Genomic DNA, 24,923 nt, shown 5'->3' on the forward strand with positions numbered 1-24,923 from the left:
GGCCGGGGCGCGCCCGGCCGCCGGCCCGGAGCGCGGCCCGGCCGGCGATGACGCAGAGCAGCCCCGCCGCGATCGCCGCGGGAGCGTGAAGGGCGACGGCGTCGGCACGGGCGAGCGCGAGCCCGGCCACATCCCCGGCGGCGAGCGCCAGAGCCGTCAGAAGCAGGGGCGACAGGGAGCGGGACGTCGATCAGCCTCCGGGCGCAGGGTACGGCCCTACGCTCGGAGCGGGCGTCAACCGTCCATCAACTCAAAGGAGGGGACTCGGCTCCGATCGGTCCGGCGGGCCCGGGAGCTCCGCCCCGGCCGGAGACTCCACGTCAGCCGGAGACTCCATGTCAGCCGGGGGCTCCGACGCGACCGGCGGCTCGTATGCGAGGCGCGCCGACGCCGCCCGGTTCGCGAGGCGACGGGCCCGGCGCTCGGCCCGCCACGCGAGCAGACTCGAGAGACCCATCCCCCCGAGGATGCAGGCGAAGACGACGAGTGAGAGCGGCGCGCGGATGCGGAGGAAGGGCAGCACGACGTTCACGACTTCGTTGCCGTTCCGCACCGAAAACCAGAACGCCGCGAGGATGACGACGACGAAGGCGAGGAGCCGCGTCACGAAGCGCATCAGCAAGGCTGCCCCATGAAGGTCGCGCCGGTCGTCCCCGTGAGCCGCACCTGCGCGTACGTACCGATCCGGCAGGGGTCTCCGGGGAAGGCGACGACCTTGTTCTGCTCCGTCCTGCCGAGCACGTCGCCCGGCGAACGCGCGGAGCGCTCGATCAGCACCTCGCGCCGCGAACCCACCTCGGATTCGTTGATCTCGCGCTGGATCGCGCGGTGCTCGCCGATCAGGCATTCCAGTCGCTTCGAGCCCACCTCGTCCGGCACGAAATCCGGGGCCGGGAAGCGAGTGGCCGGCGTCCCTTCGCGCAGCGAGTACTTGTACAGATACGCATCGTCGAACCGCACCCCCCGCATCAGCTCCAGCGTGGCCTCGAAATCCGCCTCCGTCTCCCCCGGGAAGCCGACGATCACATCCGTGGAGAGCGCGATGCCGGGCACGTCGCGGCGGGCGGCCTCGACCTTCTCGAGGAACCCCTCGCTCGTGTAGCGCCGGACCATGCGCTTGAGGATGCGATCGGAGCCCGACTGCACGGGCAGGTGGAGCTGGCGGCAGATCGTCGGCTCCCCCGCCATTACCTTGAGCAGTTCCGGCGTCACATCGTTGGGATGGGGGGAGGTGAATCGGACACGGCGAATGCCGTCCACGCGGCTCACGGCCCGCAGCAGCGTCGCGAAGTTCCAGTCTCCGGACGTGTACGAGTTCACGGTCTGTCCGAGGAGCACGACTTCGGTGAACCCATCTTCCACGGCGCGCCGGGTTTCGGCGAGGACCGCCTCGGGCGTCCGGTTCTTCTCGGGTCCCCTCACATAGGGGACGATGCAGAAAGTGCAGCGATGATCGCAGCCGCGCTGGACCGTGATCCAGGCGCTTACGCCCTCCCGCCTCACGCTGTCCACGCCCTCGTAGTTCTCTTCCGCGTCGAGTCCGAGCAGCGTCTGTCCGCGCTCGATCGCGTTCGCCCGGATCGAACCGATGAGTGCCGGGAGAGCGCGGTAGGCGTCCGGCCCGGCCACCAGGTCCACGCCCGCTGCCTCCTCGATGAGCCTCGGGCCCAGCCGCTGCGCCATGCACCCCGTCACCCCCAGCACGAGGCCGGCGTGCCGCTTGCGGTGGCGTTGGAGTTCGCCGATCCGGCCGCGGACGCGCCTTTCCGCGTGCTCGCGAATCGCGCAGGTGTTCACGAGGATGACATCGGCGCGCTCGGGCGCGTCCACGCTCACGAAGCCCTCGTCGACGAGCAGCCCCTCCATCAACTCGGTGTCGTTGATGTTCATCTGACACCCGTAGGTCTCGATGTAGACGCGCCCTCCGAGCGGACGGGGGTCGCGGGGCCGATCCGCGCCGGGCGTCTTCAGGGTGACGAGCTTTGTCCTTTCCGGCTTTGTCCTTTCCAGCTTTGTCCCTTCCATCGGTGGCTCAGCGCTGCCTGAGGGAGAAGGAGACGGTGACGCGCCGGAAGTTCTCCGCGAAGCCGACCGTAGCGACGTCCCCGCGCGACCCGCTCTCGAAGGCGAGGTCGAATACGGCCAGTCCCTCCTGAAACTCCCAGCCGAAGCCGGCGGTGAAGGCGGATTCGTCGAGCGCTTCGGCACCCGGGCTGAAGGGGAGCCCCGTCCGCCGCCATCCGGCCCGAAGCGGCAACCGCCCGCCGAGCAGGGAGAGCGCGCCGTATTCGATCCCCCCGCCCAGCCAAGCGACATCGTGGGACTGGAACGCGGAGCCGGCCGCCGCGGCGCGCGACCCCACGGCCGACCACCCGGCCCGGCCACCGCCGGCGGTGACGAGGAGCTGGTCCGTCACGAGCACACTGCCGCCGAGTTCGATCGAGGTCGGCAGGTCGAAGTCCGCCTCGGGTTCCTCCGCCGCTTCGGGCGTCGCGTACAGTGTCCCTCCCGTCCCGAGTGACACCCCCGCCACGACGCGGTCCCCCAGACGGATCGATCCGCCCGCCCGGAAGCGCCAGGCTCTCCAAGACAGCTCCCTCGCCCCCACAATGCCGCCGAGCACGGGAGCCCCTCCGATCGGATCGTCGAACTGGCGGAAGAACGACTGCCGGAGCGAACCGGTCAGCCGCTGCGCCGAGATCCCGACGCCCAGCGGCCCGAGGCGACGCGCAAGCGACAAGTCGATCGTGCTGATGCCGCCGTTGTGTTCCCGCGTCTCCTCGTAGGGCACCGCGCCGTCGTTCAGCCGCAACGTGTCCTGCAGGATGTTGGACCAATCCTGATCGAACTCGCCGCCGAAAGCCAGGCTGAAGGCCCAGTCGTTCTGCGGGACGAGCGCGCGGATCGTCGTGAAGCGTCCCCGGCCCGTGTCGATCGACCTGCTCTCGCCCTCCAGGGTCACGCCCTCGGTGGCCAGCGAGACGGAGAAGCCGGGTTCGGCGTGGAGCAGAAGGTCGGCCGGGTTCGTGAGACTGTACGATCCGCCGAGCAAACCGGAGCCCGATCCGCCGAGCGCGGCCGACCGCCCATCCACGGGCGCGACCGGATAGCCGAGCCCGATCGCCGTGAGCGGCGTCTGCGCCAGGACGGCAACGGGCGAAGCCGCCAGCGCGGCCAGGGCGAACCCGGCCCGGATCCATCCGCGGAACCCTCGGGCGGCCGGCATCACGGTACCGTGAAGTCCGGCGCCGAACTGAACACGATGCGGATCTGCGGCTGGAATTCCGGCGGCGATTCGGCGGAACCGAACTCCCAGTAGCCGAGCGCCTGCGCATCCGGATCCGCCCGGAAGCCGATCCGGATGCGCCTCAGCGAATCCAGGACGGCCCCCGCCATCAGGCGCGTGATGTCGAGGCGAACCGGCTCACCCTCGCGGAGTCGGGCGGGATCGAGCGTTGTCGTGACCAGGTCCCCGCTCCCGATCGGGGTCTTTTCGCCGGTCTCGAACGGGTCGCCTAGCAGACTCACCTTTCGGGCCTCGATCGTGCGCTCCGCCGCATGCAGATCGGGCGCGGCCAGCGGATGCAGGATGACCTCGGCCTGGCTGACCGTCGCCCCCTCGAGTCCCCCCTCCCCGTGGAGGCCGGGCGGCACGAACTCGAAGTAGATGCGCGAGGCGGGGAGACCGCCGACGCGAAGCTCCGTGCCGGTCGGAGGCTGTGGCGGATCCACGATGAACGCGTGCTCCTCCCAGAACTGGGACTGCGGAACCGGGAGGGTCCGCCCGACCAGGGTCGGATCGTACCGGAGGACCATCTGTGCGACTCGGAGTTTCGTCTCGGGGCCGTCCAGCACGATGGCGAAGCCGTTGCCCCCGTCCTCCCTCTGCCACGCCTTCATCAGCGAGTCCTCCGCCACGGCCGGCGTCATGAGGAGCGTATCCGAGACCGCCTCCAGCACCGCCGACGCGATCTCGACCCCGAGGCTGCCCCCGGGCTGTGTCCACGGAACCCCGGCGGTCGCCTCCTGCCACGTCGCGCGATGAGGCTCGAAACGCTCCCCCAGTTCGACGAGTTTCACTGTGACGGGAAACTCCGTGAACTCCGAGCGGATCGTGTCCAGGCGGAGCAGGAACTCAACCTCCTCGAACCTCGCAACAGGCAGCGTGTCGACGAATGTCCGGATCGTGTCGGGGACGTTGAAGCGCGCGAGTCCGCGACTCGACACGTCCGTTCCGGCCGAGACGTAGACGAACGGCGCGGTGGATGGCCGGGCGAAGCCGGTCAGCGTCGTGTCGCGCCAGGACGGCAGATCGGAAACGGAGATGGTGACGTCCCGCGTCTCCACACCGGCGCCCGGCACGTTCTCGGAGCCCAGGGAGAGCGGGTCCTCCGCGCATGCGCCCAGCAACACCGGGAGGACCGTCGTGACGAGCGCCGCGAGTCTGCGTCCGTTCACGGGCCCGTCTCCCCCAGCGCGGCCATCTGCTCGAGCGAGAAATTCGCCGGCAGCAGATCCCGCAACCGCCAGACGACGGACTCGCCGTTCGTTCCGATGCTCATGACCTCGAGTCCCCGGCCGAACTCGGCGAGCGCCTGGCGACACATGCCGCACGGCGGGGCCGGGGCGGCGCCGCTCGTCACGATGGCGATGCGGGAGAAGGCGCGCGCCCCCGAAACGACGGCGTGCCCGAGCGCGACGCGTTCCGCGCACGTCCCCACGGGGTACGAGGCGTTCTCCACGTTGCACCCGGCGAAGACCCGGCCGTCATCGGCCTCGAGCGCGGCGCCGACGAGGAAACGGGAATACGGAGCGTACGCGCGCTCGCGGGCCTCCCTCGCGTACGCGGCAAGGTCTTCCCATGAGAGCGGTGCTCCGGCTGTCACTCGAGTCTCGGTCATCGTCTTCCATCGGCAGCGTCGGCCCGCCCGCCCACGTAGTGTCGGGGCAGACGGCGTCCGATCGCCGTCAGCACTTCGTATTCGATCGTCCCGGCGGTCTCCGCAAAGTCCGCCAGCGCGATCTCCTCCCCTTCGTCACGGCCCAGGAACGTGGCCACGTCCGCAGCTTCGACACCCGGCGCGCCGGAAACGTCCACTGACGTCACGTCCATGCAGACACCGCCACGGATCGGCACGCGGATGCCGCGGATGAGCGCCTGTCCCCGGTTCGACAGCCGCCACGGCAACCCATCCGCGTACCCCATTCCCACAGTGGCGAGGCGTTCGCCGCGCCTCGTCGTGTAGGTGGCTCCGTAGCTGACGGTCGAGCCCGGCGCCAGGTCACGGACTTCCAGCACCCTCGCGCGTACCCGCGCCACACTTTCCGGGTCCGCCAGCGCGCCCGCGGAGCCCGTCCCCCGCCGTCCCCCGTACAGGTAGATCCCCGGCCTGACGAGCCCCAGATGATACTGCGGATCCGTCATCACCGCATCGCTGTTCGCCGCGTGGAGGAAGGGGACCTCGACGCCCACCGCCTCCAGGATCGATGCGGCTCGCCGCAAGCGGGTCACTTGAAGGGATGTCGCGTCGGGATCCGTTCCGGCGGAATGGAAATGCGTGTAGACGCTCGCCAGTGAGACGCCGCCGCGCGAGAGGATCGACGCGACCTCGGGCGCCCACGCGGCGGCCTCGGCCGCCGGGAGGCCCGCGCGACCCATGCCCGTGTCGATCTCGAGATGGGCGGGGATCCGAGTGGACGCCGCCCGCGCACCGGCGTCGAGTTTCGCAAACGACGCCAGACTCAGCACCGCGCTCTCAAGCCGCGCCTCGATGAGTTGCGAGACCTCGGCGGTGGCCGAGGGGGCGAAGACGATGATGCGGCGCTCGATCCCGCCCCGCCGGAGTTCGGCGCCTTCCGGCGGCGTCGCCACCCCGAAGGCGTAGGGCTCCAGGCGGTCGAGAGCGCGGGCGACCTCGATCGCGCCGAGACCGTAGGCGTCCGCCTTGACCATGGGGACGAAGCGGGCGGGAGCCGCATGTTCCGCCATGCGCCGGGCGTTCCGCGACAGCGCGGCCAGATCGACCTCGAGCCACGCTCGGTACGGGGGGTCTTCGCGCCTGCGGGTCAAGCGTCGCCGGGGGTTCGGGGGTCGAATGCAGCGGCGTCCTGCCACGGGATGATACCTTCGCCGTCATGCGAGAGCCAACCGCACCGGCCGACGTCGAGACGCTCCACGCGAAGGAAGCGCACGAAGGGGATGATGCCCTCGCCCGCGCCCTCGCGCTGGTCCGCTTCCTGCGCCTCCGCTGTCCCTGGGACGCGAAGCAGACGCCGCAGACGCTCCGTCCGTACCTCCTCGAAGAGGCGCACGAGGTCGCGGACGCGATCCGGGCGGGAGATGACGCCGACCTGCGGGGAGAACTCGGCGATCTGCTCCTGAATGTCGCCTTCCAGATCGTGCTCGCCGAAGAGCGCGGCGCCTTCGCGGCCGCCGACGTCGTCGAAGCGCTGGAGGCGAAGATGGAGGCTCGTCACCCGCACGTGTACGGCGATGCCGACGCCCCGCCCGACTGGGAGTCGCTCAAGGCGGCGGAACGCGAGTCTCCGGATGACCCCTTCCACGGGGTCCCGGGGGGACTCGATCCGCTCAGCCGCGCGGCGCGCGTGCAGGAGCGGATGGCCGGTTTCGGGTTCGACTGGCCCGATCTCGCGGGACCTGTGGAAAAGGTGCGCGAAGAGACGGCGGAACTCGAGCGCGCGGCCGCCGAAGACGCGTCCGGGTCTCCCGCTTCGGCCGCGCCGCCCCGGATCGGGGAAGCGAGCCCGGAGGTCGTCGAGGAGGTCGGAGATCTGCTCTTCGCGGTGGTGAACGCTTCGCGGTGGGCCGGCGTGCACCCGGCCAACGCGCTTCTCGGCGCCGTCGAGAAATTCGAGCGGCGCTGCCGGCGCATGATCGAGCTGGCCGAGAATCGCGGACTCGACTGGAAGAACGCGGAACTCGCCACGCTCGACGCCGTGTGGGACGAAGTGAAAGCCGGCGAATAGCAACCTGCCGGGGCCGCCGCGGCTCGCCGCCGCTCAGGCGGGGTCGCGCTCGCGATCCGACGCGCGAGCCGGGCGGGCGCGGTCCGTGAGTTCGTAGATGTTGCAGGCCCGCCACACGGTCGCGCTCCCGGCCCCTACGTTCTTCATCTCGACGGGGGCAAGGATCCTCCGATAGGCTTCGCCCTCGAAGGCATCGAGCCGGTCCCAGGCCTCGGGCAGCGCGAGACTTTCGAACACCTTCACGGCGACTCGATCCCCGGAGCTCCCGGCGACGAAGCCGGGATAGCCCTGTCGCGCCGCCCAGCCGCGGTCGCGAAGCGTGCCCTCGACCGTCCCTTCCTCCCAGCTCCCGACGAGCGTCGCCACGTGATGATGGTTGTTCTCGCCGGGGAGGAGGGACCCGTACGCGGCCAGACGCCGCTCCGGGTGGTCGAGCAGGGCCTCGATCAGCCGTTCGAGGATCGGTTCGAGGTATTCCCGCAACGCCGCGGCGCCGGCTTCCCCGCCCGGTTCGGCCAGGAGCGCTTCGAGTTCCGCCAGCGCTCCCGCCGCGCCCGGCCGGCGGTCCTCGCCCGGTCGGCGGTCCTCGCCCGGCAGGACGGCGGCAAGCTCCTCGAACCCCGACAGCAGGGCGCGGAGGCGGGCGGAACTGCCTTCGGGCGCGAGCCGCGCTTCGTTGAGGCGGGAGAGCGCGCCCCGGAGGGGAGCCGGGTCGCAGATCGGGTCCGGCACCGGGCCGCCCGCGGTCACGGTGCTTCCGGCGGCCGCTGCTGGAGGAAGGCGTGAACGCCGGGCCAGAACAGCGCCGGCTTCTCGATGAACGGGAAGTGTCCCGATCCGTCGACCGGAACCAGATGACTATCCGGCAGGGCTTCGTTCATCGCCTGCACCATTTCGATGGGGATCGGATCCTGTGCGCCATGCACGATGAGCACCGGGACCTCGATCTCACCGAGACGGTCCCAGAAGTCGAGGCCCTGGAGCGGCGCCATGAGGAGGCTCGCGACGAGCTGGCCCTGGCTCGCCGTCCTCTCGTGCAGCGAGAGGCGAAGCAGGCTGTCCGCCACGCCGGCGTCCGCGAACGTCCCGCGGAAGACGTGGAAGAAGACGCGGCTGATGGCCTCCGCCTCCCGCGCCGCGAATTCCGGCGTCGCCCGAATCGAGTCGATGGCCGCGAGGTCGGCCGAATCCCGTCTGGCCAACTGGTTCTCGTCGGTCTGCTCGCGAAACCGGCTGCCCGGCTCGACGGGCGCAACGAGGATGAGCGCCGCCAGCCGCTCGGGGCGCTCCATGGCGTAGAGGAGGGCCGGAATCGCTCCCCACGAGTGCGCGAGCAGCGTGATCTTCTCGCGTTGCGCGACGCGTTCGCGGATCCGGTCGATATCCGTGAGGAAGCGCTCCATCGAGAGGCTCGCCGCGTTCACCACGGCCCTCGACGCCCCAAGGCCCCGCTGATCGTAGAAGACGACCTGGTGCGTCTCGGACAGCGGTCCGAACCACGGACGAAGGTAGGAGTGGTCGAGGCCCGGTCCGCCGTGAACGACGACGACGGGCTCCCCGACCCCCACCGTCTGGTAGAAGAGTTCCGCCTCGAAGACGGAGAGCGAACCCGCTCGGGTCGGCGGGCCCGCTTCGGAGGCGGGAGCATCGCACCCCGCCATGAGGGCTGCGAGGACGGCAAGGCCGAAGCCGACGGGCGCGCGGGGGCCGGTCAGGATTCCCAGGCCACCGCATCGCCGAGGGCGAGGGGACCGCCCTCGATCACCATCCCGTATGCGCCACCGCGCCAGTCGGGCGCCAACGCCGCCTTCAGCCCGGGCGCCGCGTCCTCCATGCGCTCGCAGGGCAGCGTCTCGCCCCGGATGCGGATGCGGCAGCCCGCGATCCGCAGCACCCGGTTCGCCGTCTCGCAGAAGTCGACGCCCCGCACGAGCAGGTTGGCCCGGCGGGCATCCGGCGCCAGGTCGACGCCGACCTCCCCCGTCGCCGTCTCCCAGGCGTCCGCATCGAGGAGCGTCACCTGCCGGTAGCCGCCGCGGTCGACGTTCCCCTCCAGTCCCTTCCCCGCGACGAGGGTGGCTTCCGGGACCGGCTCCATGGGGCCCTTCCGCGTCGACTTGAGCCAGATCGCCTCGAGCCGCGCCGAGCCGGAGCCCGCGGACCTCGCGGTGGACTCAGCCATCGGTCACCTCCAGCGAGGAGAAGTGCAGGTTGAGGCCGTGGTTCACCCTCAGTCCCACGACGCCGTCGACGTGCTGCCCCGCTCTCGCCGTCCGGAACACCTCCTGCTCGTTCACGCCGAAGATCACGTCGTCGCCCGCGGACTCCACGAAGAGGATGTTCTTCGCCGTCGCCGCGCCCTCGCCCCGCGCCACCCAGGTGACGACCGCCTCGTGCTTCGTCCAGTCGAGGAGTGTGGATGTCTCGCCGCCGTCCCGGCGCTTCACGATCACGCTCCCGTCCGCCCGGATGAGGAGGTAGGTGTAGGCCTGGCCGTCTCCCTCCAGGTCCGCGCCGCCGATGAAGACGCCGAACCCTTCGTTCCGGCCTTCGGGGTCGAACAGAAAGACGGTCGACTCGACGCGAAAGTCGCCGTCGGCCCGGGTTTCGGGATCGTAGAAGATGCCGGCCGGCCCCGTGGTGACGTGCCAGCCGGGCGGCATCTCCTGGAGGGCTTCCACCCCGTCCCCTCCGTGGTCGGTGCGGGCGAGCCAGCCCTCGGGCGGCGGCAGCTTGTCCTCCTGGGCGGCAGCGGCGAGGGGAAGCAGGGCCAGGCCGGCGATGGCCAGACGCCACGCGGCGCCCCCGACGCGCTCCCGGCGGAAGCGCAGGTTCGAATGAGACGGCATGTTCGGCGTCACTCCGGTTTCGGGTCCGGTTCGAGGTTCCAGCCGCAGGCCGCCAGCCGCTGGCAGAAGCCGGCTGCCAAGGCCCGCGTGGGCGGCATGATAGTCACTCCGGCGGCGACTCGCAGGACTCGCAGCGCGTGAGCCGGAGCGCGACGACTTCGGGCGGCACGAGGAAGCGCACGCCGAGCCGGCTCGTCCCCACGCCGGTCGTCACGAAGAGGTGTCTTCCGTCCTCCACCACATGACCCGCCGCGTATCGGTCCCCGAAGCGGGAGGGGGTGATCCGGGGACCCACGAACGGGATGACCACCTGTCCGCCGTGCGTGTGTCCGGCCAGCGTCAGGGAGGCCCGCGCCGGCACCTCGGGGAAGATGTCCGGGTTGTGCGTGACGACGATCACGGGCTCCCCGGGACGGGCCCCGGCGAGAGCATCGTCGATCGACGGATGGCCCGTCCAGAAGTCCGCCACGCCCGCGATCCAGAGGTCGTGGCCCCGCACGCGCGCCCGCCGGCCCCGGTTGTCGAGCACGGTGATTCCCGCGCCGGAGAGCGCCTTTTCCACGCGCTCGGCCGACAGCCAGCGGTCGTGGTTGCCGAGCACCGCGAACACGCCGTGGCGGGCGTCGAGGGCGGCAAGGTCCTCGGCGATCTCCTCGGGCGGCACGAAGCGGCCGCCCACGACGTTGTCGATCGTCAGGTCGCCGGCGATGAGAACCAGGTCCGGGAGCGTTTCGTTCACCCGGCGCACGACGCGGCGCAGGTTGTCCCGGCCGTTTCGGGGCGAGCCCACGTGCAGGTCGGCGATGAGCGCGATGCGGGTCTCCTCCCCCTCGGGCCACCCCGGCACCTCGAGGTCGGCGCGGCGGAGGACCAGCCGGCCCGGCTCCCACCAGAACGCCCACGCGGCGAGAAGGGCCGCGGTCGCGAGGAGGAGGAGAAGCATCCAGCCCGTCCAGCCGGAGCGCGGTCGCCGCGGCGCTATCGCCCGCCGCCCGCGGTCCCGCTCCGGCCGATCCACGCATCGATCTGCCCTTCGAGCACGACCATGGGCACGGACCCGGTCCGGAGCACGACATCGTGGCCGGACCTTCGCAACGACACGTCAGCGGCCTCCGGACTCGAGCTGCGGGACTTCTTCCTCCGGCTCCTCCTCGCGGGGGCCGAAGCGCACGAGGAGTCCGCCCAGGAACGACGTGATCAGCCAGATGAAGAGGATGATTGCGGTGACCTCGTCCGCCTCGAGGACGCCCGCGGCGAGGGTGCTCATCAGGGTGCCGAGCCAGAGGGCGAAGTTCTGGAGTTGGAAGTCGAGCTGGTCTCCACGCTTCATGCTCTGCACCGCTCGCAGGACGAGGTAGAGCACGGCACCGCCGAAAAACAGGAACGCGGCCGACTCGGAGATCGCCTGGATGAACCCGAACGCGAGACCGACGGCGCCGCCCGAGAGAATGCGCAGCGAAGAAGGCGAACTCGACTTGCGGGTGCGCGCCGGGGGGCCGGCCGGAACGTGACGGGCCGGGGCCGCGTGAACCCGGGGTGCCGGATCGGCGGCAGGCATCCCCTCGGCGGTGAATTCCGCGATCGCCGTTCGCGTTGCGCGCGCGTCGATCCCCGCCTCGGCGGCGACACGCTCCAGTTCCTCGACGCTGAGGGTGTCGCCGCGGGCGTCGATCTCGGCCGCGCGCTGAAGAATGAGGGAGACCTGCGACGTGGTGAGCTTCAGCGGTGGTTCTGTCATGCGTCAGCGGCCTCCGGATTCGAGCTGTGGGATTTCTTCCTCCGGCTCCTCCTCGCGGGGGCCGAAGCGGACGAGGAGTCCGCCGATGACCGAGGTGAGGATCCAGCAGAGCAGGGTCAACGCGAACCCCTCGGGTCCGAATCCGGCCGCGATGATCAGTGTCGACACGAACCAGAGGGTGAAGTTCTGGAGCTGAAAGTCGAGCTGGCTGCCCCGCTTCATGGCCTGTACGGCGCGCAGTATGAGATAGATCGCCGTGGCGCCGGATCCCGCGATGGCGCCCCCGAGCCCGCCCGCGAAGAGGAAGCCGAAGGCCACGCCGACGGCCCCGCCCGCGATGATGCGTCCGGGAGCGGGGGAGGCCGGGTTGCCGGTGGGCGCCGCGGGGGCCGCCGGAGGTCGCAGCTCAGGGACGGGAGCCGGCATCTCGTCGGCGATCATTTCCGCGATCGCGGTTCTCGTCGCGCGCGGGTCGATCCCCGCCTCGCCGGCGATGCGCTCCAACTCCTCGACGGTCATCGAATCGCCGCGGGCGTCGATCTCGGCCGCCCGCTTCAGGATCTGCGAAACCTGGGCGGCGGTGAGCGTCGCGGGAGGGTGGTGGGCGGGCGGTTCGCGGGGGGCCGGCGGCTCGGTCATGTCGCTCATGGCACGTCGCCCGCGAGGATGGTGGCCAGGGTGGACGGATCCAGATTCCCTCCGGACACGATGCAGACAATTTTGTTCCCCCGCACGGCGCCCGACAGGGCGGCCGCGACGGAGGAGGCGCCCGCCCCTTCGGCCACGACGCGGTTGCGGGTCGCGAGCAGCCGGATCGCCGCCGCGGTGTCGTCGAGCGTGATCTCGACGGAGCCGGCGAGGAGGTCCCGCGCCAGTTCCCACATGGCGGGTTCCACGTGCGGGCCCCCGATGCCATCGACGAACGAGGGCGAATAGGCGATCGAGACGGCCCGGCCGGCGCGCAGCGACTCCGCGAGCGGTGCCTGACCCGTGACCTCGGACGCCAGAACGGGCACATGCGGCGCAACGGCCCGCAGGCCGGCCGCGATCCCGCACGCGAGGCCGCCTCCCCCGAAGGGGACGACGACGGCGTCCACATCGGGGAGGTCCTCGATCAGTTCGAGCGCGATGGTGCCGTTCCCCGCCATCACATCGCGGTCCATGAAGGCGTGGACGAACCGGCCCTCCATCCCGTCGAAGCGCTGCGTGCGGAAGACCTCGAACCAGGAGGCGACGGAGGTCTTGATGGCTGTCGCGCCGAGCCGGGCGATCGCGTCCAGTTTGAGCCGCGGCGCCGTCTCCGGCACGACGACCGAGCACGGGACGCCGAGGCGCCGTGCGTTCCAGGCGATGCCCTGCGCCATGTTGCCCGCACTCGCCGTCCATACTCCCGCCGCCAGCTCCTCGGGCGGGATCAGGCCGATCGCGTTCGCCGCCCCGCGGATCTTGAACGAGCCGATCGGCTGCAGGTTTTCGAGCTTGAGCCAGATCTCGGGCCCCTCGTCGATGCCGAGGCGGATGAGCGGCGAGCGGAGGGCCGCCGCGTAGACCCGGTCGCGCGCCGCCTCGATCTCCGACAGGCCGGGAGGCTTCACGCCGTCAGGCCCGCGACCGCCCGCGGCAGGCTCGCCAGCGCCCGATCGAAATCGGCCGCGAGATCCTCCGTCGCCTCCAGTCCGGTGGAGAAGCGGATGAGGGCGTCCCGGATGCCCGCCTTCGCCCGCTCCTCGGCGGACATGCCCGCGTGCACGGCGGCGGCGGGCCGCACCACGAGCGACTCCGGGCCCCCGAGACTGGCCGCGACCATCGGAATCTCAAGCGCGGAGATGAAGGCCTCGGCCGCGTCGACCCCGCCCTCGAGTTCGAACGACATCATCCCGCCGAAGCCGTCGAACAGACGCGCGGCGCGCTCGTGCTGCGCGTGGCTCTCAAGCCCCGGATAGTGCACGACGGACACGGCGGGGTGCGCTTCGAGCCGCGCGGCGAGCCGCCCGGCCGACCCGTTCTGCTCGCGGACGCGTACGCTCAGCGTCTTCAGACCGCGCTCGAGCAGGAACGCCGCGTGCGGGTCGAGGGAGCCGCCGAGATGGTCCTGCATCACCTTCACGCGGCGCACGAGGTCCGACGGCCCGGCCACGCTACCGGCCACGATGTCGCTGTGGCCGTTCATGTACTTCGTGCAGCTTTCGAGCACGAGATCGAAGCCGATCTCCGCCGGCCTGAAGTTGATCGGACTCGCGAACGTGTTGTCGATCAGCGTCACGAGCCCGTGCTCGCGCGCGAAGGCCACGACCGCCTCCAGATCTGCGACCTGCACGAGCGGATTCGTGAGCGTCTCGACGTACATGGCGCGCGTGGTCGGCGTCAGCGAGGCCGCCCAACCCGACGGGTCCTGGGGGTCGATCACGGTGTGTCCGATGCGGAACCGCGGCAGATCCTGCTGCAGGAACGCGGCCGTGCCGCCGTACAGCGTGTCCTGCACGAGCACGTGGTCGCCGGCGGACAGCAGCGTCAGCAGCGACCCGGAGATCGCCGCCATCCCGCTACCGAGGGCGAGAGCCGCCTCCGTCCCTTCGAGCGCCGCGATGCGCTCGCCGAGAACGCGATGGTTCGGCGTCGTGCTGAGCCGGATGTACCCGATGTCGTGGTAGTCCTCGCCCCGAAGCTCGTAGTTCGCCGTCTGGTAGATCGGCGTGACGACGGCCCCCTCCGGCCTCGGCTCCTGCTCGCCCGCGTGCACGGCGTCGGTGGACGCCGCCCTTCTCCCATTCCCGAAGTTCTTCATGTTTTTCCTTTCAGTCCCACATCACTCAGTCCCACATCACGCGGTGGATGCGCCACCCGGTTTCGAGCCGCTTCCACACCTCGAGAAACTTGCCGTTGAGTTCGATATCGTCGGGGCCGCGCACCCGGTACGTCCCGTTCGCGAACGCCAGCTCCCCGTCCACCTCGATCTCCTCGATCGTGAACCGGGCCTCGCGCAGCGGGACGGAGCCGGCCAGCGCGCGAGCGATGGCGTCGTGCCCCCGGACCGCCGGCTCTCCGGACGGCAGCCGCACCGCGTCCGGCGTGAAGACCTCGGCGACGGCCTCGCCCGGCGCCCCCGCGATCAGCGCGGCTTCCCAGCGCCGCGTGACGCGCTCGATCTCCGCTCGCACCTCCTCGACGGTGGCCGACCCTGCGGTCGCCCCCTCCTCCGGCCCCGGGCCTGAGCACGCCGCCGCGACCAGGCCGCCCGCCACCGCCGCCGCCAAGCCGCCCGCCGCAACGATGCACCGAAACGTTCCGCTCGCAGGCCGTGTTCTCTTCATGGGTCGATATTGTATGTGAGGCCGCCTGCCGCGGCGACGCGCCCCGCTTTCGGGTTCGCGCGCGCCGCCGTAGGATGCCCGTCGCTGTTGAGGATTGTCCGCGCATCGCCGGCCGGCGATGCCGCGCTTGAACCTGCTTGGAGGTACGAATGAAGAAGATGTTCCGCGCCGTCCCCTGCCTGACGATCGCCCTCGGAGTCGCCCTTGCCTTCGCCGCGCCCGCGGAAGCCCAGGACCGTCGCGCGAGCCCGCGTGGCGAGGCGGCGACCCAGGTCGGCGGCGGCTATGATGCCGAGGGGAGCTACAGCGGCTCCTGGGTCGTCGTCACGTACGGGCGCCCGATCCTGCGCGGCCGCGACCTGTTCGGCTCGGGCGATGAGTATGGCCAGCAGTTCCTGCGCGGGGCGCCGGTGTGGCGCGTCGGCGCGGACCAGTCCACCCGTCTCATGACCGAGACGGACCTCATGTTCGGCGGCGAGCGGCTGCCGGCCGGCGAATACAGTGTGTTCGCGGAACTCACCGAGGCCGAGTGGACGCTGATCTTCTCGAACTGGGGCGCGAAGGAGAGCTTCCGCGAGGAGAACCCCGATGCGCTGTGGGGGGCGTACAGCTACACGCCCGACCGCGACGTGCTGCGCACGAGCATGGATGTGGACACGATCATGATGTCGGCCGACCAGCTCACCATCTCGTTCATGGACATGACGCAGGAGGGCGGCGTGTTCACGATCTGGTGGGGCGACCAGGTCGCGACCGTCCCCTTCCAGGTGGCCCGCTAACGTAGCCAGATATCCGCGATTCGCTTCAGCGGCAGGGCGGTGATGGTGTCGGTCAGCGGGTATTCGACATCCCCCGGATAGACGACCCATAGACGCTCGAGGTTCAGATCCCGGATCACGACGTGCATCGACTTCGTGGTCCGGGGCGCCTCCGTGCACTTGAACTCGAAGCCCCAGCGCCGTCCGCGCCGCAGGAGCAGGAGGTCCAGTTCCGCCCCCCGCTGGGTTCCGTAGAAATAGGCCTCGCGCTCTCCGTGCTCGAGGAGCGTCTGCTCAAGGGCGAACCCCTCCCAACTGGCGCCGTAGCGGGGATTCACGGCCAACTCCGTCATTTCCTCGATCCCGAGCAGGGAATGCAGGATGCCGCTGTCGCGAATGAAGACCTTCGGACGACCTGCTCGGCCAGCGTCGTTTTTCCGACTTGGCGTGCGCCCAGAAGAGCGACCACCGGAGCCTCGGACAGCCCGCGGCGGATCGCCCTAATGGTTGATGATGCGCCGGGCCGCCAGCCGACCACTCATGAGCGCCCCGTGCGTGGTGCCCGCGAAATCGAACAGCGTGTGTTCACCAACCAGAAACAGGCGATCGTCGACGGGCTCGGAGAGCAGATCGAAATCGGCCCTGTCGGTCCCTGGGCGCGGGTAGGTATAGGCGCCGAGGGTAGTGGGGTCCGTCGACCAATGGGTGGTCCGCACCTCTGCGGGTGTGCCGACCTCGGCGCCCCAGACGGTCCGTAGCACCTGGAGGGCGTCTTCGCGCATCTCGGCGTCCGACATTCGGTCGGCCACCAGGGCATAGTCGCCCAGCGACAACCCGAGAAGGATGTTCTCGGTGCTGAACGTCCGATAGTTCACCCAATAGCACCACCGGCCCTTTTCCCTCGTCACCACACCGAAATACTGGGTATCCGTATCCCAGAACGGCGCATCGAACTTCAGGGCAATCTTGGTGACACTCCCAAAGCCGAGTGACTCGATGGCCTTCAGGTATTCGGAAGGCAGCGGAGGCTCGAAGCGGATCCGTCCCGCCTTCAACGCACCCAGCGGGGCCGAACATACGATGTAGTCGCCGGTCCATTCGCGTTCGCCCGCGACCGCGGTCACACCCTGCGCGCCATATGTGATGGACTCCACCTCCGCATCGAGCCGAAGGTCCAGATCTCCGGCCAACGGCTCAAGGATGACGCTGTACCCCGTCGTGAGGACGACGTCTGCTCCGGGAAACGCCTCATCCGCGTCGTGCAGGGTGGCGGAGAGGTCTTCGATCGCCCCTCCCTTCGAGAATTCGGTATAGGCCGACAACGCCCATACAAGCCCCGGATCTTCGAGCGTCTCGGGCGCCGCCAGCCGGATCGCGTCGTGCAGACTCATGCCATCCCCGAGGCGCGCGGTATCTCTGGCTCGTTCGAGCGCGTCTTCCCACCCCCGGTCGATGGCATCGACTCGAGCTTCGGGAAGGCGCATACCGGAATCGTCAAATACCGCCAGGCTCTCGTCGTCCGTAACGAACGTCCGTCCGTTCACCGCCTCGACCAGGCCCATGATCGGGTTGTCGCCGCTCGGGCCGTGCACCCAGCCCGCCCCGTATTCGAACGGGGCCCCCAGGCTGAAGTCCGTGTGAATCCGGCCGCCCGGCCGGTCCTTCGCTTCGAGGACGACGACATCGATACCCGCATCGGCCAGGGCACGGGCGGCCGCAAGCCCGGAAATACCGGCGCCGACCACAATGGCGCGCCCGGCCGCCAGGGTCCGGGCCGACCCGTCACGCGGCCTGGGCAGCAGCGGCAGACCCGAGGCAAGGAGGGAGAATTCCAGAAACCTCCGGCGGCCGATGCGCCGCCCGCGTCTGATCAGGACGTTGTCGCGGCGTAGCGGCGGAACCACTCCAGAGTGGACAGCATCTTCCCGATGTGGTGGCTCGGGCGGCGGCGGATGCCGTGCGGCTCGCCGGGGAAGCGCACGAGCGACGTCTCCACACCGAGCAGCTTGAGCGCCTTGAAGTACTGCTCGGATTCCGACATCGGCGTGCGCCAGTCCTCCTCGCCCGTCACGATCCGCGTCGGCGTCGTCACGTTCTCGACCACGCTCAGGAGCGAGCGCGATTCGTAGTGCTCCACGTGGTCCCACGGCAATCCCGGGAACCAGTAGTTGACGCCGTAGGCCGCCATGTCCGCCGTGAGCACGAAGCTGTACCAGTTGATGACGGGATACCACGAGACCGCGGCGCGGAAGCGGTCCGTCCGGCCCACGAGCCAGGCCGTGAGGACGCCGCCTCCGCTCCCGCCCACGACGTACAGCTGCTCCTCGTCCACGTACCCCTGGTCGATCACGGCGTCGACGCCGGACACGAGGTCGTAGAAGTCGTCGCCGGGGTACGCGTGGTGGATCAGGTTCCCGAAGTCCTCGCCGTAGCTCGTGCTGCCGCGCGGGTTCGTGTACAGGACGACGTAGCCCTGCGCCGCCATGAGCTGCTTCTCGAGGTCGAAGCGCGCGCCGTAGTTGGAGAAGGGGCCGCCGTGGATCTCGAGGATGAGAGGATATTCGCGGGACGGGTCGAAGCCGGGCGGCTTGATGATCCAGCCGTGGATCGGGCGTCCGTCGTGGGAGGACTCGTACCAGATCTCCTTGACCTCGCCGATCTCCCGCTTGGCCATCAGGTCGTCGTTGATCCCGGTGAGCACGCGGACGTCGCTCCCGGGGCGACCTGTTGCGACTTCGGAGATGACGGCCGGCGTCGTGTAGTTCATCGCGAAGCTGCCGTCGTCGGCCACGGAGTACGTCGCTCCGGCGTAGGCCCGGGCGACCCCGCCGACGTTGGCGGTCAGCACCCGGTGGCCGCTCCCGTCGTCGTCGAGCCGGAAGTGGGCGAGCTTCGTCATCCCCTCGTCGTCGTAGAGCGCGTACAGCCCCGATCCGTCGGGCGCCCACGTGGCGCCGTACACCTCGCGGTCGAGTCCTTCCGAGAGCGAACGCGGGTCGCTCCCGTCCCGGTTCATGACGTAGAGCCGCGTGAGCTGGTAGCCCTGGAAGCGGTCGTCCATGCCGAAGTAGGCGATGTGCCGCCCGTCGGGAGAGACGATCGGCCCGTCGTCCGGCCCCCGGCGATCCGTGAGCTGCGTCGCCGCGCCGTCGGCCACCGAGACCTCGAACACCTCCGTGTCCGCGACGAACACGCTCTCCGTGTCGCCGCCGCGGGGATCGCGCGACATGACGAGGCCCGTGCCGTCCGGAGTCCAGGAGAAGTGCGTACCCCCGATCCCGTTCCCCGCCCAGTGGTTGTCGCCGCTGGTGATCTGGCGGGCCGTTCCGCCCTCCGCCGGGACGACGAAGACGTGCACGAACCCGTGCGGAAGATCTCCGAGTTGGTCGAAGCGGTATACCAGCCGCTCGACGACCTGCGCGGGCTCAGCCCACTGCGCGCCCTCCGGCGGGGTCGGCATGCCGCCGATCATCGGCGCGGGCTTCGGCACCAGCTTCCCGAACGCGATCCGCGTCCCGTCGGGGGACCACTCGAAGGACCGGGGCGGCTCGGTCACGTTCGTGATCGTCGAGGTCTCCCCGGAGTCCATCCAGCGCACATGGATCTGCGCGTCGCCACTCCGGTTCGAGACGAAGGCAAGCCGGGTGCCGTCGGGCGACCAGCGCGGGGAGCTGTCCGAATAGTCCCCCGTCGTGAGCGGCCGGTGCCCCAACCCGTCCGACCCCACGATCCAGAGGTTCGAGAAGCGGCTGTCCGTCATGATATCGGCGCGCTGACGGGCGTAGACGATCCAGCGCCCGTCCGGTGAGATCTGCGGATCCCCCGCGATCTCGACCTCGAAGATGTCCTCCATGCGAAGCGGGCCGGACTCGGCCCCCGCCTGGGCAACCGCCGGCACGGCGACGCACAGAAGGGCGGTGGCGGCAAGAAGCGAAAGGGAGATTCGGGCACTGCTGAGCGGGGCGGTCATCTGACACTCTCCGTGGATCGGACCTTGATGGGTTGCCGTCGGCGAGGCAACCTTGCGGATCATAGCCGGAAACGGCGGTATCGGAACAGCGTCACCCGCTCGCCGGATGTGACCCGGAGCCTGCACTCCCAGTCTTTGGTTGGAGCCTCGCGCGTGTCGGCACCACGCCGACCCCGGGCCGTTGGGCGTTCCTGAACCGAGCACCAGGAGAGAAAAACCGATGAAACTCTGGCACATCGTGTTGGTTGGTGCGTCGCTGGCGGGTTGCGGATCGGAGACGCCGGCAGAACCTGAGATCCCGCCTCCCAGCGCCGCCGGTCTATGGCTGAGCGTGGGCGACGACTCCGGCTCGGGTTTCTTCGTGCGTCTGGAACATGAGGCATTTGAAGCCCGGACCCAGCAACTGGCAGGGGATTGGATGGTCATGGTGAACAGCGAGTTCGAATCGGTGGGCACCGTCAGTCTCGGTTTGTTCGATCACCCGGATATCTCGTTCACGCTGGATCGGCCCTATGAGTGGCCGGAAGGCCAGCGGGCCGAACCCCGACGGTTCGAGGGTCGGATAAGTGGCCGAACCATGAGCGGAACTCTAACGGGCCAGGACTCGGAGACCGCAACACCGATAACGCTGCAGCAGGTCTACCGACCGGAATCCGGTCCCTGAGACCGAAAAAAAGGGCCGCCCGTCGCCGGGCGGCCCTCTTCTAAACTCACCGTTCGCCTGCTGGCGGTCGGCAAATCACGCGACGCGGGTCACGTTCTCCGCAGCCGGGCCCTTCGTCCCGTCCGTAACGTCGAACTCGACGGCCTCGCCCTCCTTCAGAGTGCGAAAACCATCCGCCTGAATCGCCGTGTGGTGTACGAAGCAGTCCTTGCCGCCCTCTTCCGGGGTAATGAACCCGAAGCCCTTCTGGTCGTTGAACCACTTCACGGTACCTCTCGTACGCATTTCCTACTCCTTCGTTAGTCATGTCGGAGTTCGGGAAACCCGTAGCTGCCGACCGCTGACCTGTTCGACGCGGTCTCCCCCGCGCCAGGGTCGTGGCATCCGCCACGCAGAAAACTAAAGAAAAAGGGGCGACCTGTTGTTGAGAGGCCCCCCCGATCCTGCGATCCTGCCTTCTCAGTTCGGCCGTACCCGGCGTCGCGGGGCCGTCCGAACGCGCGCAATGATCGCCCTTCGGACCTCAAACGTCAAGGGGCGCACCGACCTCAGCCGCTTTCGCCCCCCACGACAGGGCTACGCCGTTCGAGCAGAAGCACGTCCCGCCATCGCCCGCCGAGCCTCCCCAGCCGCTCGCGCCGCCCCACGCGGCGGAAGCCGGCTCGCTCGTGGATGCGGAGACTTGCGACGTTCTCCGGGAAGATCCCCGCCTGCAGCGTCCAGAGCCCGGCCCGCTCGGACGATTCGACGAGCGCGGTCAGGAGGCTGAGGCCGATGCCGCCCCCGCGCGCGTACCCGTCGACGTAGACGCTCACCTCCGCCACGCCGCCGTACACGCAGCGCCCCGAGACCGGAGCCAGGGCCGCCCACCCGACGATGCGCCCCTCTCGCTCCGCCACGAGCCGACAGCTCTCAAGGTGATTCGCATCCCACAACTCCCAGTCCGGCGCTTCCGTTTCGAAGGTGGCGTCGCCCGTCGCGATCCCCTCCTCGTAGATCCTCCGCACCGCTTTCCAGTCCCCGGGACCGAGCGAGCGGATCTCAAGGATGGCGGGGCCCGTCAACGCGCTATCATCCGGGTCATTCGCCGGTCTCACGCGGGGGCGCCTTCACCACGGTGGGCTACTGCGCCTCGGAGAGGACCCTCTCGACGAGCGCCGCCGTTGCCGGTTCGAAGGGATGGAAGCGACCGCCCCAGTACGCCCGGATGAGGCCCTCCGCATCCACCAGCAGCGTGTGCGGCACGCCGGGGTAGAGGTCGAGCGCCTGCGTGAGGCCGGGACCATCGCCGAGGAAGTTTGGATAGGTGATGTCGAACTCCTCCAGGAATCCCTCGACGAGCGCAACGTCCCCTTCATCGATGGAGATCCCGACGACCTCGAAGGGATCCGCCGCGTACTTCGCGTGCATCTGCTGCAACTCCGGCATCTCGTCGCGGCAGGGGATGCACCAGGTCGCCCACAGGTTCAGAACGACCACCCGGCCCCGGAACTGGTCGAGGTCCGCCGGCCGGCCGTCCAGGTGTGTCACTTCGAGCGCGGGGAGAGGGCGGTACGAGGCGAGCGCCCCCTCTGCCGGCTCAGGGGTCCGCGCGGCGTCCGCGGCCGCTCCATCGCGTTCACCCCCGCCGCACCCGGCCGCAAAGGCCGCAAGGGCCAGCGCGCCCAACGTCGCGCGCCTCATCGGTCCGTCTCCAGGTGCTTCATCGCGTTCTTCATCTCCCGTTCTTCATCTCTCGTTCAAAATCCAGGTTCGTGGGTGCGGGGAAGACACCGGGCGGGCGAGCGTACGGCTGGTCCGTAATGACGACCTCCGGCTCCGTCGTGAGCGGCATATCTTCGGCGACCGCCTCGAAGGAGAGGTCGTCCACCCACAGTTCCCCATCGCCCGTGAGCATCGCCCCGATGAGGATCGTAACGCCTTCCGGCGGGATGTCCACCACGATCTCGCGCGTCTCCCAATCCAGCGTGCCCTCCACACGCCGGTCCTCGCTGTTGTCCAGCGCGAGCATGGCGTACTTCCCTTCGAGGATGCCGTCCACCCGCACCCAGAGGCCGCCGGAATCGACGTCGTCGGCCCGCAGGAATCCGCGCAGGCGCATCCGCTTTCCGCGGTATGACGTGGCGTCGACGAGCTGCACGCTCGCGGCCCACTGGCTGCGGCGCCGGTTGCCGCGCGCCTCGAGCCGCATGCTGGAAGACCCGGAACGGGCCACCTCGGGGTCAAGCCTGAGGCGATAGTTCTCCGCGTCCTGTCCGACGAGGACCCACGCGTCCGGCATCTGGGCGTCGAGGTCGGCGTGGGTCGCCGGGACCAAGGCCCCGAGCGCGAGAACCACCCCCACGGCGGATCTCCGGATCATCGCGGGATGAGCCAGAAATCGACCTGGCGACCGTCGATGTACCAGGTGCGCTCGCCGTCGAAGAACGCGTCCTCTTCGAGCATGATGCGCACGCTCTGTCCGTCCCATTCCGGGACCGGGACGGCCGCGTTGAGTTCGATCGCGTGCGCCGTGTTCGGGAAGAGCGGATAGTCGCCGCGCCCCGGTACGCCGCCCTGGTTGTCCCAGAGACCGATCGTGGGTCCGGCACCGTGGCCGTGGAAGCCGATGGGGTGCGTGTAGATCGTCGCGTCGATCCCCTCGGCCTTCGCCTGCTCGAGCGCGCCGGCGAGGATCTCGTTCCCCAAACGCCCGGCCGCGAAGTTCTCCGTGAGGATGTCCTGGAGGCGGTTCCCGACGGCGAACGCGCGCACGAGGCCCGCGGGGGCGGCGTCCTCTCCCGGCCTCAGCACGTAGGCGTGCTGCTGCGTGTCGGTGTTCAGGCGCAGGTACTTGATCCCCAGGTCCACGTGCAGCAGGTCGCCCGGGCGGATCACGTTCTCGTCCGGAGGTGCGGAGAAATCCCCCTCCCCTTCCCTCGCGCCGCCCGCCTTCTCATGGCGCTGCACGGAGACGCTGGGCTGGAACCAGGTCGCGAGCTTGAGGTCGAGGATCCGTTCGCGGTACCACCACACGACATCCTCGGTCGTCGTCACGCCGGGCTGAATCACCTTCGCGCTGAAGCCTTCGGCGATGATCCGGTGCGCAATCCGCACGATCTGGGGATAGACCTCCATCTCCTCGGGCGTCCGCGTCTCCAGCCATCCGATCGCGAGGCGCTCGGTTCCGGACACGCGCTCGCGGTACTTCGCCGGGAGCGCGGCCATCAGCGCGTCGTACTCGGTTCCGGTGAGCCCGTCGGCGAGTGCGAAGGTCGAGGAGCGGTGCACGGCGATGCGTTGCGGGTCGCGCTCGGAGATGACCTCCGCCACCCGTCCCCACTGGTCCGGCTCGCTTTCCGGGTCCCACGCGCGCGGGAAGGGACCGATGTCGTACCGGGCCACGGCGAGCCGTTCCAGCGGCTGCCCCGGACCCCGGTCGTGGAGGATGAGGACGGTGCGCCGGCGGGCCGCCATGTACGTGGAAGGCAGCATCGTCTCGATCACCGGGTCCTCGTTGTATTCGCGGGCGGCGACGATCCAGAGGTCGACGCCCTCGCGCCGCATGATCTCGGGCGCGACCGTCTCGAGCCGGCCTTCGAGCCAACGATCGATGACGGCGGCCCGCTCGCGCAGCGGGAGGATGACCGGCATCGCTCCATCCGTCCGCTGGGCGCCCGCGAACCCGCCCTCCGGCACCATGGCCGACTGAGCCGTCGCTTGCGGCGGATCGAGAGCCGCGGACAGGACGAGGAAGAGGCCGGCGGAGAGGAGACCGGCCGGCTGCACCCGGCGGCGCGGGGAGCGTGGTGTCGAAGCGCGCATTTCGAATCTCCCTTGGGAATGTCGAAGGGCCTGAACCTACGGAATCCCCCGTGCGAGGGAGAGGGCCCGGAGGGGACGGTGGCGGAAACGGCCCGCGCCCCGCCATCGTAGGATCTTCCAGCCCCGCACCGGACGGACGCCTGATGAGGGATGCCCGATGAAGGACGTGGATTCGGATCTCCTGCCCGAACTGTACTCCCGGCAGGAACTGGACAAGGCCCGCCGGCGACACCGGATCGTCGGCCGCATCGAGGGGGTCGCGGCCGCCGTCGTCGCGGGCACGATCTTCAGTTTCCTGGGCTGGATTCCGACCGTCCTCGTACTCGGCGTCGCCGGCTACCTCATCTACCGCTTCGTCCTCAAGCCCCGAAAGTCGTCCCGATCATCCGGCGCCCCCGAGGAAGATCTGACCTAGGTCCGGCCGGCGTCCATTACTGTCAGGGCCAGACGGCGAGCACGACGGCCTGTCCGATGAGGGCGACGGCGTTGTAGCCGAGGCTCAGGAAGAAGATCCCGGGCTTGCGGTTCTCGTAGGCCACGCCCTGGTGTCCGACGTTGAGCACGAACCCGATCGTGACCAGCAGCCCGACATGGACCCCGATCATGGCGCCGGAGCCGCCCATCACGGCGATGAGCTGCGCCAGGACGTAGGCGGTGACGAGCGAGAGAACGAAGCTCACCCCGTGCGTCTTGACCGGGTTGAAGTCCTTCTGGATCTCCTCGGCGGTGGTCTCCATGAGCGAGAGCCACTGCTTGCCGAAGATGGGGCCGTACCAGAGAAAGCCGACGACCAGCGGAACGATGCCGGCGACCAGGATGGCGAGCCAGTTGACGTCTTGCAC

29 protein-coding genes and 1 pseudogene are annotated in these 24,923 nt (G+C 69.7%); 4 read left to right on the forward strand and 26 right to left on the reverse strand.

Annotation, left to right across the window (positions count from 1 at the left end):
- Nucleotides 1-250: 250 nt before the first annotated feature.
- The 6 genes from OXN85_03235 to alr are packed head-to-tail and all read right to left on the reverse strand — an operon-like array spanning nucleotide 251 to nucleotide 6,070.
- The gene (locus tag OXN85_03235) at nucleotides 251-622 is read right to left on the reverse strand and encodes a hypothetical protein (protein ID MCY3598974.1); all 372 of its coding nucleotides are present in this window, start codon (nucleotides 620-622) and stop codon (nucleotides 251-253) included.
- Nucleotides 616-2,025, reverse strand: coding sequence for a tRNA (N6-isopentenyl adenosine(37)-C2)-methylthiotransferase MiaB (gene miaB, locus OXN85_03240; GenBank protein ID MCY3598975.1), 1,410 nt, complete (start codon nucleotides 2,023-2,025; stop codon nucleotides 616-618). The genes OXN85_03235 and miaB overlap by 7 nt, the downstream gene beginning before the upstream one ends.
- A gap of 7 nt (nucleotides 2,026-2,032) precedes the next feature.
- Nucleotides 2,033-3,226, reverse strand: a complete 1,194-nt coding sequence (locus OXN85_03245; protein ID MCY3598976.1) for a hypothetical protein — start codon at nucleotides 3,224-3,226, stop codon at nucleotides 2,033-2,035.
- Complete coding sequence (locus OXN85_03250) at nucleotides 3,226-4,458, reverse strand: hypothetical protein (protein MCY3598977.1); 1,233 nt, start codon at nucleotides 4,456-4,458, stop codon at nucleotides 3,226-3,228. The genes OXN85_03245 and OXN85_03250 overlap by 1 nt, the downstream gene beginning before the upstream one ends.
- Nucleotides 4,455-4,901, reverse strand: coding sequence for a cytidine deaminase (locus OXN85_03255; GenBank protein ID MCY3598978.1), 447 nt, complete (start codon nucleotides 4,899-4,901; stop codon nucleotides 4,455-4,457). The genes OXN85_03250 and OXN85_03255 overlap by 4 nt, the downstream gene beginning before the upstream one ends.
- On the reverse strand, nucleotides 4,898-6,070 hold the full coding sequence (gene alr, locus OXN85_03260) for an alanine racemase (protein MCY3598979.1): 1,173 nt from the start codon (nucleotides 6,068-6,070) through the stop codon (nucleotides 4,898-4,900). Before alr ends, OXN85_03255 begins: the two co-directional genes overlap by 4 nt.
- A 65-nt stretch (nucleotides 6,071-6,135) precedes the next feature.
- Here alr and mazG point away from each other — a divergent pair, with 65 nt between their 5' ends.
- Nucleotides 6,136-6,987, forward strand: a complete 852-nt coding sequence (gene mazG, locus OXN85_03265; protein MCY3598980.1) for a nucleoside triphosphate pyrophosphohydrolase — start codon at nucleotides 6,136-6,138, stop codon at nucleotides 6,985-6,987.
- Nucleotides 6,988-7,020: 33 nt separating this feature from the next.
- Here the strand turns inward: mazG and OXN85_03270 are convergent, their stop codons facing one another.
- From OXN85_03270 to OXN85_03320, 11 genes are all read right to left on the reverse strand, one after another.
- Nucleotides 7,021-7,737 carry a gamma-glutamylcyclotransferase gene (locus OXN85_03270; GenBank protein ID MCY3598981.1) on the reverse strand — a complete coding sequence of 239 codons (717 nt, stop codon included), beginning with the start codon at nucleotides 7,735-7,737 and terminating at the stop codon, nucleotides 7,021-7,023.
- Complete coding sequence (locus tag OXN85_03275) at nucleotides 7,734-8,648, reverse strand: alpha/beta hydrolase (protein ID MCY3598982.1); 915 nt, start codon at nucleotides 8,646-8,648, stop codon at nucleotides 7,734-7,736. Before OXN85_03275 ends, OXN85_03270 begins: the two co-directional genes overlap by 4 nt.
- Nucleotides 8,649-8,698: 50 nt before the next feature.
- The gene (locus OXN85_03280; protein ID MCY3598983.1) at nucleotides 8,699-9,169 is read right to left on the reverse strand and encodes a sulfurase; all 471 of its coding nucleotides are present in this window, start codon (nucleotides 9,167-9,169) and stop codon (nucleotides 8,699-8,701) included.
- A complete protein-coding gene (locus OXN85_03285; protein MCY3598984.1) occupies nucleotides 9,162-9,836 on the reverse strand; it encodes a hypothetical protein in 675 nt (224 codons plus the stop codon). Before OXN85_03285 ends, OXN85_03280 begins: the two co-directional genes overlap by 8 nt.
- A 103-nt stretch (nucleotides 9,837-9,939) precedes the next feature.
- The gene (locus tag OXN85_03290) at nucleotides 9,940-10,779 is read right to left on the reverse strand and encodes a metallophosphoesterase (protein ID MCY3598985.1); all 840 of its coding nucleotides are present in this window, start codon (nucleotides 10,777-10,779) and stop codon (nucleotides 9,940-9,942) included.
- A gap of 35 nt (nucleotides 10,780-10,814) precedes the next feature.
- Nucleotides 10,815-10,937 (reverse strand): hypothetical protein, encoded by a 123-nt coding sequence (locus OXN85_03295; GenBank protein MCY3598986.1) that lies wholly within the window; start codon nucleotides 10,935-10,937, stop codon nucleotides 10,815-10,817.
- A 1-nt stretch (nucleotide 10,938) separates the two neighbouring features.
- Entirely contained in the window at nucleotides 10,939-11,574 is a 636-nt protein-coding gene (locus tag OXN85_03300) for a hypothetical protein (GenBank protein ID MCY3598987.1), read from the reverse strand.
- 3 nt (nucleotides 11,575-11,577) lie between these two features.
- Complete coding sequence (locus OXN85_03305) at nucleotides 11,578-12,222, reverse strand: hypothetical protein (GenBank protein ID MCY3598988.1); 645 nt, start codon at nucleotides 12,220-12,222, stop codon at nucleotides 11,578-11,580.
- Nucleotides 12,219-13,169: a pyridoxal-phosphate dependent enzyme gene (locus OXN85_03310; protein MCY3598989.1), complete on the reverse strand. Its 951-nt coding sequence runs from the start codon at nucleotides 13,167-13,169 to the stop codon at nucleotides 12,219-12,221. Before OXN85_03310 ends, OXN85_03305 begins: the two co-directional genes overlap by 4 nt.
- Nucleotides 13,166-14,359, reverse strand: coding sequence for an aminotransferase class I/II-fold pyridoxal phosphate-dependent enzyme (locus OXN85_03315; GenBank protein MCY3598990.1), 1,194 nt, complete (start codon nucleotides 14,357-14,359; stop codon nucleotides 13,166-13,168). Before OXN85_03315 ends, OXN85_03310 begins: the two co-directional genes overlap by 4 nt.
- Before the next feature lie 25 nt (nucleotides 14,360-14,384).
- On the reverse strand, nucleotides 14,385-14,885 hold the full coding sequence (locus OXN85_03320) for a nuclear transport factor 2 family protein (protein MCY3598991.1): 501 nt from the start codon (nucleotides 14,883-14,885) through the stop codon (nucleotides 14,385-14,387).
- A gap of 149 nt (nucleotides 14,886-15,034) precedes the next feature.
- Here OXN85_03320 and OXN85_03325 point away from each other — a divergent pair, with 149 nt between their 5' ends.
- Nucleotides 15,035-15,664: a DUF2911 domain-containing protein gene (locus OXN85_03325; GenBank protein ID MCY3598992.1), complete on the forward strand. Its 630-nt coding sequence runs from the start codon at nucleotides 15,035-15,037 to the stop codon at nucleotides 15,662-15,664.
- Here the strand turns inward: OXN85_03325 and OXN85_03330 are convergent.
- The 3 genes and pseudogenes from OXN85_03330 to OXN85_03340 all read right to left on the reverse strand — a co-directional run bounded on the left by OXN85_03330 (nucleotide 15,661) and on the right by OXN85_03340 (nucleotide 19,613).
- Nucleotides 15,661-16,050: pseudogene (locus tag OXN85_03330) on the reverse strand (DUF4143 domain-containing protein). The gene OXN85_03325 and the pseudogene OXN85_03330 sit on opposite strands and share 4 nt — an antisense overlap.
- Before the next feature lie 93 nt (nucleotides 16,051-16,143).
- Complete coding sequence (locus OXN85_03335; protein ID MCY3598993.1) at nucleotides 16,144-17,388, reverse strand: FAD-dependent oxidoreductase; 1,245 nt, start codon at nucleotides 17,386-17,388, stop codon at nucleotides 16,144-16,146.
- Between the two features lie 125 nt (nucleotides 17,389-17,513).
- On the reverse strand, nucleotides 17,514-19,613 hold the full coding sequence (locus tag OXN85_03340) for a S9 family peptidase (GenBank protein MCY3598994.1): 2,100 nt from the start codon (nucleotides 19,611-19,613) through the stop codon (nucleotides 17,514-17,516).
- A 220-nt stretch (nucleotides 19,614-19,833) separates the two neighbouring features.
- Here OXN85_03340 and OXN85_03345 point away from each other — a divergent pair, with 220 nt between their 5' ends.
- Nucleotides 19,834-20,277: a hypothetical protein gene (locus OXN85_03345; protein MCY3598995.1), complete on the forward strand. Its 444-nt coding sequence runs from the start codon at nucleotides 19,834-19,836 to the stop codon at nucleotides 20,275-20,277.
- Nucleotides 20,278-20,352: 75 nt separating this feature from the next.
- On the opposite strand, the gene OXN85_03350 is transcribed toward OXN85_03345, so the two are convergent.
- From OXN85_03350 to OXN85_03370, 5 genes are all read right to left on the reverse strand, one after another.
- Nucleotides 20,353-20,562 (reverse strand): cold shock domain-containing protein, encoded by a 210-nt coding sequence (locus OXN85_03350; GenBank protein MCY3598996.1) that lies wholly within the window; start codon nucleotides 20,560-20,562, stop codon nucleotides 20,353-20,355.
- A gap of 263 nt (nucleotides 20,563-20,825) precedes the next feature.
- Entirely contained in the window at nucleotides 20,826-21,341 is a 516-nt protein-coding gene (locus OXN85_03355; protein MCY3598997.1) for a GNAT family N-acetyltransferase, read from the reverse strand.
- 58 nt (nucleotides 21,342-21,399) lie between these two features.
- Entirely contained in the window at nucleotides 21,400-21,960 is a 561-nt protein-coding gene (locus tag OXN85_03360; protein MCY3598998.1) for a TlpA disulfide reductase family protein, read from the reverse strand.
- 31 nt (nucleotides 21,961-21,991) lie between these two features.
- The gene (locus tag OXN85_03365) at nucleotides 21,992-22,621 is read right to left on the reverse strand and encodes a hypothetical protein (GenBank protein MCY3598999.1); all 630 of its coding nucleotides are present in this window, start codon (nucleotides 22,619-22,621) and stop codon (nucleotides 21,992-21,994) included.
- A gap of 14 nt (nucleotides 22,622-22,635) precedes the next feature.
- Entirely contained in the window at nucleotides 22,636-24,081 is a 1,446-nt protein-coding gene (locus tag OXN85_03370) for a M24 family metallopeptidase (protein ID MCY3599000.1), read from the reverse strand.
- 157 nt (nucleotides 24,082-24,238) lie between these two features.
- Between OXN85_03370 and OXN85_03375 the strand changes: the two genes are divergently transcribed.
- Complete coding sequence (locus OXN85_03375) at nucleotides 24,239-24,496, forward strand: hypothetical protein (GenBank protein MCY3599001.1); 258 nt, start codon at nucleotides 24,239-24,241, stop codon at nucleotides 24,494-24,496.
- Between the two features lie 22 nt (nucleotides 24,497-24,518).
- Here OXN85_03375 and OXN85_03380 read toward each other — a convergent pair whose 3' ends face one another.
- Complete coding sequence (locus OXN85_03380) at nucleotides 24,519-24,923, reverse strand: DUF1761 domain-containing protein (GenBank protein ID MCY3599002.1); 405 nt, start codon at nucleotides 24,921-24,923, stop codon at nucleotides 24,519-24,521.

Source organism: Candidatus Palauibacter australiensis, assembly GCA_026705295.1.
Classification (GTDB): domain Bacteria; phylum Gemmatimonadota; class Gemmatimonadetes; order Palauibacterales; family Palauibacteraceae; genus Palauibacter; species Palauibacter australiensis.